Source organism: Halomonas sp. ABH4_019 (assembly GCF_056159885.1).
In genome coordinates this window covers 480,373-496,500 of the sequence record NZ_JBSWWC010000003.1, presented here as the reverse complement: position 1 = coordinate 496,500, position 16,128 = coordinate 480,373, and the positions used below count along the sequence as shown (strand labels likewise).

At 68.6% G+C, this 16,128-nt stretch carries 16 protein-coding genes; 6 read left to right on the top strand and 10 right to left on the bottom strand.

The features are described 5' to 3' along the window. Positions 1 to 8: 8 nt before the first annotated feature. The 3 genes from folE2 to ACXAFN_RS14635 form a co-directional block, all read right to left on the bottom strand. Positions 9 to 914, bottom strand: a complete 906-nt coding sequence (gene folE2 / locus ACXAFN_RS14645; protein ID WP_474989737.1) for a GTP cyclohydrolase FolE2 — start codon at positions 912 to 914, stop codon at positions 9 to 11. Next, the gene (zigA, locus tag ACXAFN_RS14640; RefSeq protein WP_474989735.1) at positions 914 to 2,167 is read right to left on the bottom strand and encodes a zinc metallochaperone GTPase ZigA; all 1,254 of its coding nucleotides are present in this window, start codon (positions 2,165 to 2,167) and stop codon (positions 914 to 916) included. The genes folE2 and zigA overlap by 1 nt, the downstream gene beginning before the upstream one ends. 79 nt (positions 2,168 to 2,246) lie before the next feature. Further along, on the bottom strand, positions 2,247 to 3,542 hold the full coding sequence (locus ACXAFN_RS14635; RefSeq protein WP_474989733.1) for a TonB-dependent receptor: 1,296 nt from the start codon (positions 3,540 to 3,542) through the stop codon (positions 2,247 to 2,249). A gap of 99 nt (positions 3,543 to 3,641) precedes the next feature. On the opposite strand from ACXAFN_RS14635, the gene ACXAFN_RS14630 reads away from it, so the two are divergent. Next, positions 3,642 to 4,319 (top strand): DUF1826 domain-containing protein, encoded by a 678-nt coding sequence (locus ACXAFN_RS14630; protein WP_474989731.1) that lies wholly within the window; start codon positions 3,642 to 3,644, stop codon positions 4,317 to 4,319. A gap of 154 nt (positions 4,320 to 4,473) precedes the next feature. On the opposite strand, the gene ACXAFN_RS14625 is transcribed toward ACXAFN_RS14630, so the two are convergent. The 5 genes from ACXAFN_RS14625 to ACXAFN_RS14605 form a co-directional block, all read right to left on the bottom strand. After that, positions 4,474 to 4,713, bottom strand: coding sequence for a hypothetical protein (locus tag ACXAFN_RS14625; RefSeq protein ID WP_474989729.1), 240 nt, complete (start codon positions 4,711 to 4,713; stop codon positions 4,474 to 4,476). A gap of 139 nt (positions 4,714 to 4,852) precedes the next feature. Beyond that, a complete protein-coding gene (locus ACXAFN_RS14620; protein ID WP_474989727.1) occupies positions 4,853 to 5,386 on the bottom strand; it encodes a TetR/AcrR family transcriptional regulator in 534 nt (177 codons plus the stop codon). 233 nt (positions 5,387 to 5,619) lie between these two features. After that, the gene (locus ACXAFN_RS14615) at positions 5,620 to 6,561 is read right to left on the bottom strand and encodes a pirin family protein (protein ID WP_474989725.1); all 942 of its coding nucleotides are present in this window, start codon (positions 6,559 to 6,561) and stop codon (positions 5,620 to 5,622) included. A 71-nt stretch (positions 6,562 to 6,632) separates the two neighbouring features. Then, positions 6,633 to 7,268, bottom strand: coding sequence for a cell wall hydrolase (locus ACXAFN_RS14610; protein ID WP_474989723.1), 636 nt, complete (start codon positions 7,266 to 7,268; stop codon positions 6,633 to 6,635). Positions 7,269 to 7,410: 142 nt separating this feature from the next. Next, entirely contained in the window at positions 7,411 to 7,872 is a 462-nt protein-coding gene (locus tag ACXAFN_RS14605; RefSeq protein WP_474989721.1) for an HIT family protein, read from the bottom strand. 125 nt (positions 7,873 to 7,997) lie between these two features. Here ACXAFN_RS14605 and ACXAFN_RS14600 point away from each other — a divergent pair, with 125 nt between their 5' ends. From ACXAFN_RS14600 to ACXAFN_RS14580, 5 genes are all read left to right on the top strand, one after another. Next, entirely contained in the window at positions 7,998 to 8,276 is a 279-nt protein-coding gene (locus ACXAFN_RS14600; RefSeq protein WP_474989719.1) for a peptidylprolyl isomerase, read from the top strand. Positions 8,277 to 8,490: 214 nt separating this feature from the next. Further along, the gene (locus tag ACXAFN_RS14595) at positions 8,491 to 9,432 is read left to right on the top strand and encodes an ABC transporter ATP-binding protein (RefSeq protein WP_474989717.1); all 942 of its coding nucleotides are present in this window, start codon (positions 8,491 to 8,493) and stop codon (positions 9,430 to 9,432) included. After that, positions 9,429 to 10,190: an ABC transporter permease gene (locus tag ACXAFN_RS14590; RefSeq protein ID WP_474989715.1), complete on the top strand. Its 762-nt coding sequence runs from the start codon at positions 9,429 to 9,431 to the stop codon at positions 10,188 to 10,190. Before ACXAFN_RS14595 ends, ACXAFN_RS14590 begins: the two co-directional genes overlap by 4 nt. Before the next feature lie 76 nt (positions 10,191 to 10,266). Beyond that, positions 10,267 to 11,265, top strand: coding sequence for a nucleoid-associated protein YejK (yejK, locus tag ACXAFN_RS14585; RefSeq protein ID WP_474989713.1), 999 nt, complete (start codon positions 10,267 to 10,269; stop codon positions 11,263 to 11,265). A 194-nt stretch (positions 11,266 to 11,459) separates the two neighbouring features. Next, entirely contained in the window at positions 11,460 to 12,683 is a 1,224-nt protein-coding gene (locus tag ACXAFN_RS14580) for a GGDEF domain-containing protein (protein WP_474989711.1), read from the top strand. Positions 12,684 to 12,695: 12 nt separating this feature from the next. On the opposite strand, the gene ACXAFN_RS14575 is transcribed toward ACXAFN_RS14580, so the two are convergent. Both ACXAFN_RS14575 and ACXAFN_RS14570 read right to left on the bottom strand, forming a co-directional pair. Beyond that, a complete protein-coding gene (locus tag ACXAFN_RS14575; protein ID WP_474989709.1) occupies positions 12,696 to 15,059 on the bottom strand; it encodes a DNA polymerase II in 2,364 nt (787 codons plus the stop codon). Positions 15,060 to 15,217: 158 nt separating this feature from the next. Continuing rightward, positions 15,218 to 15,856 (bottom strand): LysE family translocator, encoded by a 639-nt coding sequence (locus tag ACXAFN_RS14570; RefSeq protein WP_474989707.1) that lies wholly within the window; start codon positions 15,854 to 15,856, stop codon positions 15,218 to 15,220. Positions 15,857 to 16,128 lie beyond the last annotated feature (272 nt).

Sequence of the window (16,128 nt, the reverse complement as noted above, 5' to 3'; positions counted from 1 at the left end):
CGGGAGACTCAGCCGGCCTGCCCGCCGGGCCAGTTCCACGCGCTGCGCGCCACCGCATCGTGGGCGTGCAGGCTCTCGGCATGCACCACCCGCAGCCGAAAGCCGGCCACCCCGGGCTGCTCGCGCAGGGTGCTGTCCAGGCGCCGGGCGGCGTCTTCGCAGAACATCAGGTTCTGGCCGTTGGCCAGGGCGAAGGCCTGCTCGTCGACGCGCTTGACCGCCGTCTGCAGGGCGGTCCCCAGGACAGACTCCACCCGGTCGATGACCTCGACCACGGGCAGGGACTCGGCATCGGGGGCCAGGCGCAGCTCGAGATGCGCCTGGCTGCGCTGGCTGTGCGGGGTGGCGACGATGCCCTGCTCGCTGCCCAGCCAGTCGCGCATGGCGCGGGGATCGACGGCCGCTTGCCCGGCGAAATCGCGATCGAACTGCTCCTGGATCAGCTGGCGCGCCAGGGCCGCGGAGCAGGGGCAGGTCGAGGAGTAGCCGATGGAAAGCTCGAGGCGTGCCTCGAACCCCTGCGCCGTGAGCCGGCCACGCACCGCGAAGGGATAAGCCTTCCAGCCCGCCAGCGGGCTGACCAGGGCGGGCCGGCGCAGCATGGCCTCACCGCTCAGGTCGAGGAAGGCCTGCTGCGAGAGCCCGTGATGGCTGTCGAGAAAATGCGCCAGCACCTCCTGCAGGCGCTCCGGGGTCAGCTCCCGGTCGCTCAGGCGTTCCAGGGCCAGATAGAGCCGCGACATGTGAATGCCGCGTGCCTCGGGATCGTCCAGGCTGACGCCGGCATCGGCCCGGCCCGCCACAAGGCGCCCCGCCACCTGCAGCGGCAGGTCGATGCCTTCCATGCCGACCCAGGAAAGGCGCCCCGGCTGATCGGCGGCGCCGTCGGCGATATCGATGAGAGACGTCGTCATCAGGCTTCCTCGGTGTCGAACGCGGCGGGCACGACGTCGGTGAACGGATCGGGCAACGCACACCAGGCCTCGAGGCCCGCCGCCAGGGTGTCGTCGTCGAGCAGACAGTCGTCCAGGGCACGCCGCATGCGCGCCTCGTCCAGCCCCTGGCCGATGAACACCAGTTCCTGGCGCATGTCGCCGAAGGGCTCCTCCCAGGCGTTCAGGATGGCGTCGCGGAAATCCGGGTCGGTCGGCCAGTCCGCCTCCGGCACCGCCTTCCAGAACAGCCCGGCGAAACCGTAGTGGGCGATGCCGCCGGCCTGGCTCCACTGGCCGGCGAAGCGCGGCCGCGAGGCCAGCCAGAAGAAGCCCTTGGAGCGCAGCAGCCTTTCCCCGAACCAGCCGGCGTGCAGCAGCGCGTGGAACTTCTGCGGGTGGAAGGGGCGACGCGCGCGGTAGCTGAAGCTGCCGATGCCGTATTCTTCGGTCTCGGGCACATGCTCGCCGCGCATTTCCTTCAGCCAGCCCGGCGCCTGCCGGGCCCGCTCGAAGCTGAACAGGCCGGTGTCCAGCACCTTGTCCAGCGGCACTCGGCCCTGCGCCATGGCGATGACCTCGGCGTCGGGGTTGAGGGTGCGCAGCACGGCCTCGAGCTCGGCGCGCTGGGCCTCGTCGATCAGGTCGGCCTTGCTGATCAGCAGCACGTCGCAGAACTCGATCTGGTCGACCAGCAGATCGGCGACGTTACGTTCATCGTCTTCTCCCAGGCTCTCACCCGCCTCGGCCAGGGAGCTCGCCTCGCGATACTGGGCGAGGAAGTTGGCCCCATCGACCACGGTGACCAGGGTATCCAGCCTGGCCAGCTGCGACAGGCTGTAGCCCGATTCGTCCTCGAAGGTGAAGGTCTCGGCCACCGGCAGGGGCTCGGAGATGCCGGTGGACTCGATGACCAGCTGGTCGAAGCGTCCTTCCCGGGCCAGCCGCGCCACCTCCTCGAGCAGGTCCTCGCGCAGCGTGCAGCAGATGCAGCCGTTGCTCATCTCGACCAGGCGCTGCTCGGCGCGGTTGACCGCGATGTCCGCGGCGGGCTCCTCGCCGGCGACGTCCCGGCGCACCAGGGCGGCGTCGATGTTGACCTCGCTCATGTCGTTGACGATGACCGCCACCCGCCGGCCCTCGCGATTGGCCAGGATATGGTTGAGCAGGGTGGTCTTGCCGGCACCCAGGAACCCTGACAGCACGGTGACCGGCAGGGGCTCGAACTGACTCATCGGGCCTCTCCTCTTCGCTGTTGATGTGATGCTCTGCTGCGCCTGAGAGCCGGGCGACGAGGCTCGTCGCCCGGCCGGCTCAGTGAGCGTGGCCGGCGTGGGCGCCAAAGGTGGCGTTGAACTGCAGCATGGCGACCCAGCTCTCGTCCTGGCCGGCAAAGTTCTCGTGACTCACCTGAGCGCGCAGGAAGGCGTGGTCACGGAAGCGCCACGTCGCCTGTCCGCTGTGGCGGTAGGAGGCGTCCGCCGTGCCCAACTCGCTGGGATGCCCATGCACCACCTCGTTGGTCAGCCCCAGGGCTTCGCTGCGCAGGCCGAGCTCCCAGTGCGGCGCGATGCCATAGACGGCCTCCACATAGGCGCCATCCTGGCGCTCGGTGAAGTCGTGATGACGCTCCCAGACATGGTGATGCTCGACCCATTCGGTCAGATCGCGCTCGGTGTAGAAGTATTCGGCGCCCACCGTCCAATCGCCCTGGCCACCGTGGCGACCGGTTCGATGGTGATAGCGGGCATCCAGGCCGGCGAACCAGTTATCGCCCTCCACCCCATGAGCATGGTCCCCATGGTCATCCAGGCGGGCATACTGGCGATGGATGCCGGCGGAAGCGCCATAGGCGAGCGACTGTCCCTGGCCAAAATCGGCGCGCTGCTTGGCGTAGACGGTCACCAGTTGCGGCCCACTGTCCCGGTCTTCGCGTCCGCCCTCATCGAAGCGGCTAAAACGCTCGCCATCCCCCTGCAGCCACTCCGTACCCAGGGTGGTGTGCGACGAGGGCGACCAGCTGAGTTGTACGCCCTCCTCGCGCAGGCCGTGATCGCCGAAGAGGTATTCGTTGACCAGGGGGCGCTCGATGAAATGCCACTCATGCGGATGGCGACCATTGATGTGTCCGATCGCGGACAGGAACCGCCCCGCCTTGAGACGCAGCCCCTGCGGCAGTGCCCGGGTCGCCAGATAGGCCTCTTCCAGATGGAGGTCGTCCTCGTCCAGTGCGACCATCGCCACCCCTTCGAACAGCGCCGTTTCACCACGCAGCGCCAGCTCGGAATGGCCGAGATTGAACCCCTCCTCGAGGCCATGATCGTGACCGGCATGGTCATGGCCGTGCTCGCCTTCCCCGTCATGGCCGCCGGCAAACCCGGCGGGCGCCGACCGCTCCCCGGAGGCGCGGTGCTGATAGATGCCCTCCAGGGTCAAGGCAGCGGACAGCGACAGGTCCGGCGAGGCTTGGGTCGCATGTGCGCCATGGGCATGGGAACCGTGATCGTGGGCATGGGAACCATGATCGTGGTCCTCGGCCATGGCAGGGGACGTACCAAGCAGCATGGCGGCGGACAACGGCATCAGGGCAAAAATACGCTGGCGGGACATTCGAGATCCTGTGTTGGGTAGTCGCTTTCAAGCGGCGGAAAGATACGTTATAACGTATCAAAAAAGCAACCTGCCTGCCGTATCCACCAGGAGTTCTCGATGTCGATGATCGCCGCCGCCCCGCCTTTCTCCGATGACCTCTCCGATGATCTCGACGCCCTGCCCCATTGGGCGGAAGGCGGTGGCATCGAGGTGCTGCCGCGGATCTTCGAGGACGCCATCACCCTCGCGGTGCTGCGCCGTCCGCTGCCCAGCGACCTGCTGGCCGGCGCCCTGGCCCAGCTGCGTGCCCCGCGCCCGCTGTCGTTCGCCTGGCGCGGCGCCCCGGACGACGGGCTACGCGCCGACCTGCTCGCGGCGCTGCACGCCCCGGGCGTCTCGGCCCCCCTGGTCGAGGACATCGCGACCCTGGCCGAGGCCATGGCCTGCCTGTTCGAGACCGACAGCGTGGGCCTGCGCCTGCGCGTCCTCGACGCCCCCATGTGTCCGCGCTTTCACTGCGACAACCTGCCGGTGCGGCTGGTCACGACCTACCTGGGGCCGGGCAGCGAATGGCTGCCCGAGACGGCGGTGAACCGCGACGGGCTAGGCGCGCCTCGCCCCGACAAGCCGCCGGTGGTGAGAGAGGAAGGCGCCATCCGTCGCCTCGAGGCCGGCGACGTGGCGCTGTTCAAGGGGAGTGGCTGGATCGGCAACGAGACGCGCGGCCAGGTGCATCGCAGCCCGGCCGGGGAAAGCGGCCAGCAGCGGCTGCTGCTGACCATCGATCCCGGTTGAAGCGAAGGGTTACTCGCTATCCCGTATGCCACCAGGCGCATGACCACCTGGGCATGAGGGTCAAGATGGCCGCGGCGACGAGGCCGTGACGCCGCCCCCATTCAGGGAAGCACGCAGCACACCGGCTGCCGGAGCCACGGCGGTGCGAGGTGGTTCACCGCATCTCATGGCCCTGAGGCCGTTGTTCCATTGCCGGCGAAGCGTCGGGCCCCTTTCCCAGAATCATGCCGCGATAGAAGGCCTGTCTTCCCGCTCGGCCCGCGATCAACGCCAGCATGAGCAAACCGCCGAACCCCAGGGTCCGGCCAACCACGGGGCCGATGATGTAACAGAACAGCACGAGAAATGGCAGGCCAACCAGATGGCCGATGAACGTCGTGAGGATCTTTCGCATGGGAGGCCTCCGTTTTTGAGCACGCTCAATTTATAAATGAGCACGCTCAATTGTCAAGCGATCCCATGTACTTCTCATGACATGAGCGGGCGAGACGCGCGGTGTGCCAGCCGGATGAGGCCAGCAGGGAGCAAGGGGATCAGTCGGCGGGAAGAAGGCGCGCCAGTGCGGCCCGGAAGTCGTCGATAGCCGACTCCAGGCAAGGCTCGTCATGGCTGAGGTGGCGAACGAGCGTCATGAAGTAGCTGTCCTCGATCAGACGCATGAGGATGGCGTCACGTACCGTCGTCGCGCTCAAGAGCCGGGCCAGCAGGGTCGCGTCGAAGTTGCGGAAATGATCGAGATCCCAGAGCGCTTCCTTCAGCAGGCTGCGGCTCAAGGCAACATGCTCGAAGTAGAAGCGATAGAAATGGGAGCTCAGCTCGATCAATGCCTCCCGCTCGCCACCCCCTGCCCAACTGGCGAGGAACGTCTTGGCGATGCCGTTGAGCTGTTCCTCCATGCCTTCTCGCAGGATATCGATCTTGTTGGGATAGTGACTGAACACCGTGCCGTCGGCGACGCCGGCACGACGGGCGATCTCCCGAGTGGTGGTCGAGGCAAAGGAGCGCTCGGCGAATAGCGCTCTGGCGGCTTCACGAATGCGTGCGCGGGTGATGTCCTTCTTGCTCATCCTCTCTCTCGGCGGCGTCCATTGGCTGGCCGATGATACGCCAGAGGGCCCGCTTCCCTCACCCCCGCCCCGCTGAGGCCGGTCCGCATGCCCCAGGTGTCGAGCGCCGGCGGCAAACGGAATACCGATTGCCGGAGCGGCGGCGCCAGCATGGCCAGCGGCCGAATCACCGCCGTGGCCATCAGCCTCAGGAGGCCGGGGAGCAGCCGTCGAATCGCCTGGCGGTGGAGCTGCTAGGGCTTCCAGGGCAACGGCGGCGGCATCAGCGGCTCGCCATCGTAGCCCGAAACCGTGCCGAACCGCTGGCTGCCGGCCTCCCAGTCGTGCTGGGCCTCGGCGATCTCGCCCTTGCTGTGACCGACGAAGTTCCACCAGATCAGGATCTCCTCGCCCAGCGGCTCGCCGCCGATCAGGATCGCCCGTCCCCCGGCGGGCAGCGCCAGGGCAACGGCCTCTCGTCCGCGCCCCAGGTAGGCCAGCTCATTGGTGGGAAACGCCTCCCCGTCGATATCGACCTCCCCCTCCAGGGGCAGCACGCCGTATTCGAAGTCCTCGCGCAGCGGAAGTTCGATACGGCTCGCATCATCGCTCGCCAGATCCAGGCCCACCAGCGGCGAGAAGGCCAGCGTCGGGGCGCGACGGCCGGCGAACTCGCCGGTGAGCAGGGTGAAATCGACGCCATCCTCCTGCCAGCTCGGCAAGTGCGGATAGTGATCGAAGCGCGGATCGGTGCGCCGGTCGGCCTCGGGCAGGGCGATCCACAGCTGGGCGGCGTGAAGGTGGGTCTCGCCGGTCACCGACTCTTCGGTGTGGCTGATGCCGCGCCCGGCGGTCATCAGGTTGACCTGACCGGGACGAATCACCTGTCGGTTGCCGAGGCTGTCCCGGTGCAGCACCTCGCCCTCGATCATCCAGGTGAAGGTCTGCAGGCCGATATGCGGATGCGGCCCGACCCGCAGGCCGCGGGCATCGCCCTTGAACACGCTGGGACCGGCATGGTCGAGGAAGCACCAGGCCCCCACCAGGCGACGATGGCGAGACGGCAGCACCCGGTTGACCGGGATGCCGCCGACATCGGCGGTGCGCGGCGGCACATGCTGGACACGACGCTTGCCGTCGACGATCGGGCAGTCGAGCGAGGACTGCGGTTCAGGGTCCTGAATCAGGCTGCTCATGGTCATCTTCCTCCTCGCTGGCCAAGCGGCGGCGATCGCCCAGGCCGTGAAGGTCGGCCCGTCACTCGAGGCTAGCGCGCCGCGCCGTCCTGCGGCCGATAGAAGGCGAAGCCGCCGACATCGACCGTCTTGGTGTAGTGGGTCGCCCAGTCGGGCAGCATCTTGCGGTGGTGAAAGTACAGGGCACCGTCGGTACGATCCGCCAACTGCTGGTTCAGCGCCCGTCGGGCGATTTCCTTGGCCGTGGCATAGGCGCCCTCTTCGTCGGCGTCGTCCACGCGGCCATCGCACCACCAGGAAAACTGGCAGGCGCCCTGCTCGAGGCCCTGGCGGACGACGCCACACACGGTATCGGGGAATCCCCCGTGGGCGAGGCGGTTGATGACGACGTTGGCCACCGCCTCCATGTCGGCGGCCGCCTCGCCCCGCGCCTCCCAGTAGATGGTGCGCGCCAGGCAGGTGAGGGCATCGTCCAGGGGCTGTTCGCCCGCGGGGTCGACCGCCTGGGCCTCACGCTTCTCGATGACCATGCTCGGCACCACGGGCCCGGCCTCGCCCTCCTCCACCACCGTCTCTTCCAGCTGCTCCGCCTTGCGCTCGGCGGCCTCGGCGGCCTCCGTGGTGTCCGGGCGCGCCTCCAGCCCCGGCGACAGCGATACGAGCGACATGGCGAGGCACAACGGGTAATGGCGCAGACGGCGACCCATGGCGGTGGCTCCAGGCTTGGCCCGGCATCGCCGGGGAACGCGCGGCTCGCGCTCGGCGAACCGCCATCCACAGTGTAGCCGAGGTCACAGGCGTCCCCGTGCGGCGGTGGTCAGCGCAGCGTATCGTCGGACACGGGCTCAGCTAGGAGGCGAAGCCGCGGATCTGCGCCGCCAACCGGGCCAGCTGTGCATCGTCGGCTCGGCGATAATCGTGGGAAGAGAGATAGCCTTCGTAGCGGTCGAAGAAGGTGTCCACTCGCGACTCCACGGGCTGGAAGGCGGCATCGTTGCCGGTGCCGTGCATCGGGAACAGCTTGCTGTGCAGGTGATCGACGCCGTAGCCCTCGAAGAACATGCCGGTGCGGGCGACGCCATCGAGGGAAGCATCCAGCAGGCGCGCCACCCGCTTGGTGGCGAGCATCAGCCCGGTCAGCACCTCGTCCGGCTGGTCGAAGGCATAGCTCGAGTGGTGAGCCTTGGGGATCACCACGGAGAACCCCGGCGTGTTGGGAAAGATGGACAGGAAGGCCAGGTGATCGCGGTCTTCCCAGATCATGTGGCAGGGTGCCCGGCCGGCGACGATGTTGCAGAAGATGCAGCTCATGCGAGTTCCTCCTTGAGCGCTGACCTACCCGGAAGACGCCGGCCTCGAAGCCGCCCCAACGGTGGGGCCGGCATGCTATTCTCCAGGCTCATCCAGAGCCTACCCCACCCGCGAAGGAGATTCCCATGACCCAGGCCACCGCCCGCCACATCCTGGTCGCCAGCGAAGAGCAGTGCCAGTCCCTGAAGGCCGAGATCGAGAACGGCCGCGACTTCGCCGAGGTCGCCCGCGAGCATTCCCAGTGCCCCTCCGGCCAGCAGGGCGGCGAGCTCGGCAGCTTCGGCCCCGGCCAGATGGTCCCCGAGTTCGACAAGGTGGTGTTCTCCGCCGACCTGAACCAGGTCCAGGGCCCGGTGAAGACCCAGTTCGGCTACCACCTGCTGGAAGTCACCAGCCGCGGCTGAGGGCCTGACGCCAGGCCGAAGCAGGCCGCGCCGGGAAACCGGCGCGGCTTTTTATCGTCGAGCGCTCCGAGCCGCTCCCCGGAGCTAGCCGACCAGCGGGCAGACATTGCAGGGCCTTGAGCTCGCCATGCCTGTGCCTCCAGGGCCGGGAAAACGTTAAGGTATTGCAGGCCCCCGATGCGACCCGGGGCAGACGACCAGGGAGGTATCGAGCTTGAGCGAGCACAGCGTGATCCGCGTGGAGGGCCTGTCGAAGACCTACGACAGCGGCTTTCAGGCCTTGAAGAACGTCGACCTCGAGATCCGTCGCGGCGAGATCTTCGCCCTGCTCGGCCCCAACGGCGCCGGCAAGACCACGCTGATCAGCGTGATCTGCGGCCTGGTCAATGCCAGCGCCGGCCGGGTGCTGGTGGCCGGGCACGACAATGTCCAGGACTACCGCCAGGCCCGCGAGCGCATCGGCCTGGTGCCCCAGGAGCTGACCAGCGAGGCGTTCTCCACGGTGTGGGACACGGTGAGCTTCAGCCGCGGGCTGTTCGGCAAGCCCCGGGACCCCGCCCACATCGAGCGGGTGCTGAGGTCGCTGTCGCTGTGGGACAAGCGGCGCAACCGGCTGATCACGCTGTCCGGCGGCATGAAGCGCCGGGTGCTGATCGCCAAGGCCCTGGCCCACGAGCCCGAGATCCTGTTCCTCGACGAACCCACCGCCGGGGTCGACGTGGAACTGCGCCGCGACATGTGGGAGGTGGTGCGGGGGCTGCGCGAGCGCGGCGTGACCATCATCCTCACCACCCACTACATCGAGGAAGCCGAGGAGATGGCCGACCGCATCGGCGTGATCCGCGCCGGCGAGCTGGTGCTGGTGGAGGACAAGCGCGAGCTGATGCGACAGCTCGGCCGCAAGCAGCTGACCCTGCAACTGCGCGAGCCCCTCGAGCGCCTGCCGGCGGGGCTCAACGGCCACCACCTGGCGCTGTCCGAGGACGGCCAGGCGCTGATCTACACCTACGAGAGCCGCCGCAACGGCGATGACCAGGCCGGGATCGCCGAGCTGCTGGCCGACCTGGACGCCGCCGGCGTCCGCTTCAAGGACCTCCACACCCGGCAGAGCTCGCTGGAGGAGATCTTCGTCAGCCTGGTCAGGGAGGACGCATGAACCTGGAATCCGTGAGGACCATCTACGTCGCCGAGATGGCGCGCAGCCTGCGCACCGTGCTGCAGAGCATCGTCTCGCCGGTGATCTCCACCTCGCTCTACTTCGTGGTGTTCGGCGCCGCCATCGGCACCCGCATCAGCGAGGTGGAGGGCGTGAGCTACGGCGCCTTCATCGTGCCCGGGCTGATCATGCTGATGCTGCTGACCCAGAGCGTCTCCAACGCCTCCTTCGGCATCTTCTTCCCGCGTTTCTCGGGCTCGATCTACGAGATCCTCTCGGCGCCGATCTCCTACTTCGAGGTGGTACTCGGTTTCGTCGGCGCGGCGGCCACCAAGTCGGTGATCCTGGGGCTGATCGTGCTGGGCACGGCGAGCCTGTTCGTGCCCTTCTCGATCGCCCACCCGCTGGTGATGCTGCTGTTCCTGGTGCTCACGGCGGTGACCTTCAGCCTGCTCGGCTTCATCATCGGCATCTGGGCCGACGGTTTCGAGAAACTGCAGCTGGTGCCGCTGCTGGTGATCACCCCACTGACCTTCCTCGGCGGCACCTTCTACTCCATCGACATGCTGCCACCGGTCTGGCAGGCGGTGACGCTCGCCAACCCGGTGGTCTACCTGGTCAGCGGCTTCCGCTGGAGCTTCTACGGCCTGGGCGACGTCAGCATCTGGGCGAGCCTGGGCATGATCGCGCTGTTCCTGGCGATGGCGCTGGGCGTGGTGAGCTGGATCTTCCGTACCGGCTACCGCCTCAAGCCATGACCGCACGGGGCAGCCTCGGAGCGGTCGGCTGCGGTATCATCGCCGCCTTTCCCGTTACCCGAGCCGCGAGGTCCGTATGCCGATCCTGCACAGCATCATTCATCGCATCGACAAGGGCGACGGCGAGACGCCGGCTCGCCTGGCGCCCGCCGACGCGCCGCTGACCCCGTCCCCGGCCCTGGACGACCTGCTGGCCAAGCTCCACGATGCCTATCACGGCAAGGCCAAGGACTGGGGACGCTTCGCCGAGGACGAGCCCGCCGCCTTTCCCGCCGAGCTGGCCGGCTTCCTCGCCGGCGAACGCGACTTCCCGGCCCTGACCCGCGCCCTGGCCGAGCGCCTCGTCCCGCTGATCGATGCCCACCTGCCGGTGGGCGGTCACCTGCTGGTGGTCGATTACCGGCAGGGCGATTCCCGCTACCTGATGCTGGCCCTGCTCCACCACCGCGACGGCTTCGCCATCGACGGCGACCTCGACGTGACCCCGGCGCGCCAGCTCAACCTGGCCCAGATGACCCTGGCCGCGCGGCTCGACGTCAACCAGTGGCAGGGCGGCTCGGCCTCCCACCCCTACCTCTCCTGGACCCGCGACCGGGGCGGCAAGAAGCTCGCCGAGGCCTTCGCCGAGGCCCTGGGCGCCCGGGAGCAGCGCGATGCCGGCGAGGAGACCCGCACCCTGCTCAAGGCCTTCAGCGACTACGTGGAACACGAGGACCTCCCCGAGGAGGCCAGCCGCGAGAAGACCGACGCCCTGGTCGACTACGCCAGCGACCAGGCGAGGCTCGGCGAACCGATCACCCTGGAGGACCTCTCCGAGCTGGTCGACGAGGAGCGTCCCAAGGCCTTCTTCGATCACATCCGCAACAGCGACTACGGGCTGGCCCCGGAGATCCCGCCGGACAAGCGCACCCTGAACCAGTTCCGGCGCTTCACCGGCCGCGCCGGCGGCGTCTCGATCAGCTTCGACTCGCACCTGCTGGGTGCGGCCGTGGAATACGACGAGGACGGCGATCGCCTGATCATCAAGAAGGTGCCGAACGGCCTGCGCGACCAGCTCAAGCGTCGCCAGGACTGAGCCTCGCCTGCGTAGCGCCAGGGCGGGGCCTCGCCCCGCCGTCAAGGGAAAATCCCAGCCTTGATGGCAGCATCTGCCTGGTACGATTCGGGCCTTCAGGTAAGCCGTGTCGTCATCCCGCAGCATGATGTTTTTCGTATCGCCATCCCCCTCCGTGACGGCTAACTTTCCTAAGCAGCAGGGAGGGGAAATCGATGCGGCGCGCACGAGAAGAGGGGGAACTCACCCCCTGGAGCGGCGAATTCATCAACCCGCGGCAGGAAGCGGCCTTTCGGCGGTCGGTGCGCGACACCACCGCCGGCCTGCTGCGTGCCGCCATGCTGGCGGCGGCGCTGATGTTCGTACTGCTGGGGCTCGCGGACTATCCACGGCTCGGCCCGAGCGACAGCTTCTTCCTGCTGCTCGGGCTGCGGCTGCTGGTGGCCGGCGGCTGCCTGCTGACCTGGTGGGCGGTGGGCCGCCAACCCGACCGGGTCTTCCGCTTCGCGCCGCTGAACCCGGTCATCTGGCTCGGCTGCACGGTCATCATCCTGATCGTTGCGCTGGACCCGGACACCCTGAGCACCCATGCGCCCTCCGCGGCGGTGGCGGTGATGGCGCTGTATCTCTTCGTGCCCAACCGGATCCCCTGGATGACGGCCGCCAGCCTCTACCTGACCCTGGGCTTCCTGGCGACCACCGCCTTCTGGGTCCAGGCACCTGCCAGCGTGATCCTCGTCCAGGCGCTGGTGCTGGGCTTCGCCAACGTGGTCGGCTTGCTGACCGCCCGCCGGCTGGCTCGCCTGCAGCGCCGGCAGCATGCCTCCCTGCTCGACGAGCGCGCCTACTGCCGGCGCCTGCAGGGAGAGATCCGGGCCCGCGCGCGCCTGGAACAGCGCCTGCGCCACATGGCCGGCACCGACGAGCTCACCGGGCTCGACAACCGCCGCCGTTTCTTCGAGCGTGCCCATCGCGCCCTCCGCCGCTGCCACCGGCACGGCAGCCCCATGGCGCTGTGCATGGTCGACCTCGATCACTTCAAGGTCATCAACGACCGCTACGGCCACGCGGTGGGCGACCGCGTGCTGGTCCAGGTGGCGGGCCAGTGCCGCCGACACATCCGCGACATCGACATCATCGGCCGTCTCGGCGGCGAGGAATTCGTCATCGCCCTCCCCGACACCGAACTGGCCAAGGCCCAGGAGATCACCGAGCGACTGCGCCGCTGCATCGAGGCCCTCCCCCATCCGGACCCCCAGGCCGACGAACGGCTCTCGGTGACCATCGGTATCGCCCGCGTCGAGACCGGCGAGGCAACGCTGACCCCGGCCCTGCGCCGCGCCGACGAGGCGCTCTATCGCGGCAAGTCGGGCGGCCGCAACGTCGTGGTGGTGGATGGCGTGGCGAACCTGCCACGCCTCTCGCTGGTGGACGGCTGAGACGAGCCGGGCTCAGAACAGCCCGAGCTGGCAATCGATCAGGGACGCGAAGTCGTCCCCCACGAAGGGCAGGATGGCATCCGCCACCGGCTGCAGCTGGTGGCCCAGGTAGTGGTCGGCATCGATGGCCGCCCGCCGCTGCTCCAGCGGCTCCGGCCCGGCCACGGTCATCACGTAGCGAATCCAGCCGCCGTGCTGATACTGGCGCGGGCGCCCCAGCCGCTCGTTGGCCGCGTCGGCGAGCCGCGCGGCCCGCACATGGGGCGGCACGCTGCGCCGGTACTCGTCGAGGGGCCGGCGCAGCCGCTTGCGATAGACCAGCCGGTCGTCGAAGTCGCCGGCCAGGGTGCGGCGCACATAGTCGCGCACGTAGTCCCGATAGGGCTCGCCGGCGAAGATGCGCCGGTAGAGTTCCTGCTGGAAGGCCTTGGCCAGCGGCGTCCAGTCGCTGCGCACGCTTTCCAGGCCCTTGAACACCAGCCTCTCCTCACCCGCCGCGTCGCGCGTCAGCCCGGCATAGCGTTTCTTGCTGCCCGCCTCGGCGCCACGGATGGTCGGCATCAGGAAGCGCCGGTAGTGGGTCTCGAACTGCAGTTCCAGGGCGCTCTCCAGGCCGTACTCCCGGGCCAGGTGATCGCGCCACCAGGCATTGACGTGTTCCACCAGGCGCCGGCCGATCGCCGACGCCTGCACTTCCGGGTGCTCGCCACCGAGCCACACGAAGGTGGAATCGGTATCGCCGTAGATAACGGTATATCCCTCGGCCTCGATCAGCGCCCGGGTGCGGCGCATGATCTCGTGGCCGCGCATGGTGATCGACGAGGCCAGGCGCGCGTCGAAGAAGCGGCAGCCCTTGGACCCCAGCACGCCATAGAAGCTGTTCATGATGATCTTCAACGCCTGGGAGAGCGGCGCGTTGCCGGCCCGCTTGGCCGCCTCGCGCCCCGCCCAGACGCGCGCCACGATATCCGGCAGGGCGTGACGGGTCCGCGAGAAACGCGCCCCGCGAAACCCCGGCACCGAGGCGCTATCCGAGGCGTCGGCGAGCCCCTCCACCAGCCCCGCCGGGTCGATCGAAAAGCTGCGGATGATCGAGGGATACAGGCTCTTGAAATCGAGCACCAGCACCGAGTCGTAGAGCCCGGGCCGGGAGTCCATGACGAAGCCACCGGGGCTCTCGGCGGCTTTTGCCTCGCCGAGGTTCGGCGCCACGTACCCCAGGCGGTGCAGCCGCGGCAGGTAGAGATGGGTGAAGGCCGCCACCGAGCCGCCGCTGCGATCGGCGGGCAGCCCCGTCACGCTGGCCCGTTCCAGCAGGAAGTCGAGGAGCTCGGCCTTGGCGAAGATCCGCGTCACCAGCTCGCAGTCCTTGAGGTTGTAGCGCGCCAGCGCCGGCTTGTCCTCGGCGAACATGCGCAGGATGCCCTCGAGGCGCTGGTAGGGGTTATCGATGGCCTTGCCCTCGCCCAGCAACGCCTGGGCGACGGCTTCCAGGCCGAAGGAGGGAAACTGCCAGGTGGCCGAGCGCAGCGCCTCGATGCCATCGATGATAAGCCGACCGGCCGCCGAGGCGACGAAGCGATTGGCCTGGTGCCCCAGGGCGCGCCACTCCAGCTCGGCGCCACCACGGCCCAGGCGCAAGGGCACGCCGAGCCGCCGGGCGTGTTCCTGCAGAATCCGCAGGTCGAACTGCACCAGGTTCCAGCCGATGATCGCGTCGGGGTCGTGTTCGGCGAACCAGCGGTTCAGTCGCTCCAGCAGCGCCGCTCGGCTCTCACAGTAGTCGAGGCGGAAGTCGAGATCCTCGGCCGCAGCGTTGGCCGGGCCCAGCATGAACACCTGCCGCTGTCCGACTCCCTCCAGGGCGATGGAGTACAGCTCGCCGCTGCCGCTGGTCTCGATGTCCAGCGACACCAGCCCGAGCCGGGGGCGATAGTCCGCGGCCGGCCTGAGCCGTGTTGCCACCAGTCCGCCCTCGCCATCGGGTGAGCCGGTCACCGAGACGGGCGCGGTGATGAACCGCTCCATCAGATAGCGCTCCGGCGGCCGAATATCGGCCTCGTAGATCTCCACGCCGGCCTGCTTGAAGCGGCGCGCCAGGGCCTGCAGCCGACGGTATCCCGGGCAATAGAGCCCCAGCATCGGGCGGCACTGGAAGTCGCGCAGCGAAAGCGAGCGCAGCTCGACGCCGCGCTCGCCGCGCAGCACGTGCTCGGCGCGCCGCCGCTGCGCCGCTGGCAGGAAGGCCACCGACGGCTGTGGCGGCACCCGCACCCGAAGGGGGCCATCGTCGGTCGCCAGCCAGAACACCACCTCGCTACCCTCGGGTGTATCCCGCCAGTGCCGGGTCAGGATGAACCCCTGCCGTGAAACCACCGTCGCTCCTCGTCCGATCGCTGAGTCCACGATCTTACCGTGGCCGCCGGCGCCTCACACCTCGACCACCAGGTCGGGCCGGAAGTGCGAACAAGGAAAAGAGATGCCAAGCAGGTCAGAGAGTGCCCGCCGTCGCATACCTCTTCCGTCCCGTCCGCTCAGTTTCGACCGCTCAGGGCCAGGCGCACGCCCAGGCCGATGAACAGCGCGCCGAGCCCTCGCTCGAGCCAGGCCCCCAGGCGCCGCCGGCCGCGCAGGGCATCGGCCAGCCGCGCACCGAGCAGCACCAGGGGCGGCTCGATCACCGCGGCCACGGCGATGATCAAGGCGCCGTGCAGGGCCAGCTGCAGGCTCGCCGGCCCCGCCCCGTCCACTACGAACTGGGGCAGGAAGGCCAGGAAGAAGATCGCCACCTTGGGGTTGAGCAGCGAGACCAGCACCCCCTGGCGATAGATCGCCCCCATCGGGAGGCGGCGGGCCGACGTCTGCGACGGTGCCTCCCCGCCGGGCCCGCGCAGGGCCTGGAGCCCGAGCCACACCAGGTAGGCCGCCCCGACCCATTTCACCACCGAGAAGGCCAGCGCCGAGGTGGCCAGGATGGCGGACAGCCCCAGCGCCGCCATGATCACATGCCCCCCGGCACCGCTCCATACGCCGAGCATGGCGGCCACGCCGCCCCGCCGGCCCTGGCGTGCGGTCTGGCCGAGGATGAAGGCCATGTCCGGCCCCGGGGCGAGATTGAGCAGCACCGCGGCGGACAGGAAGGTCATCCAGTGGGTCAAGGTGTAGTCCAGCATCGGCGGTCTCCTCGGCAGGCGGGTCATCGGAACACCCCACGCTAGGCGGGCCCGTCCGCCGCGTCCAGCGGCTTGACCTGACGGGCATAAAAAAAGCCTCCCCGAAGGGAGGCCAGTTGGAGCACGCCAGCTCACTCGTCGAACCGGTTGCCCTACTGCGACGCAATGACAACCGGCGAGTCGACCGCAACCGCTCCGGGCACGGGAGGCTCCGGCCGTCGACAGCCAACACAATACAAAAGTCGAACCAACTTTCTCTCATAAACCATAAA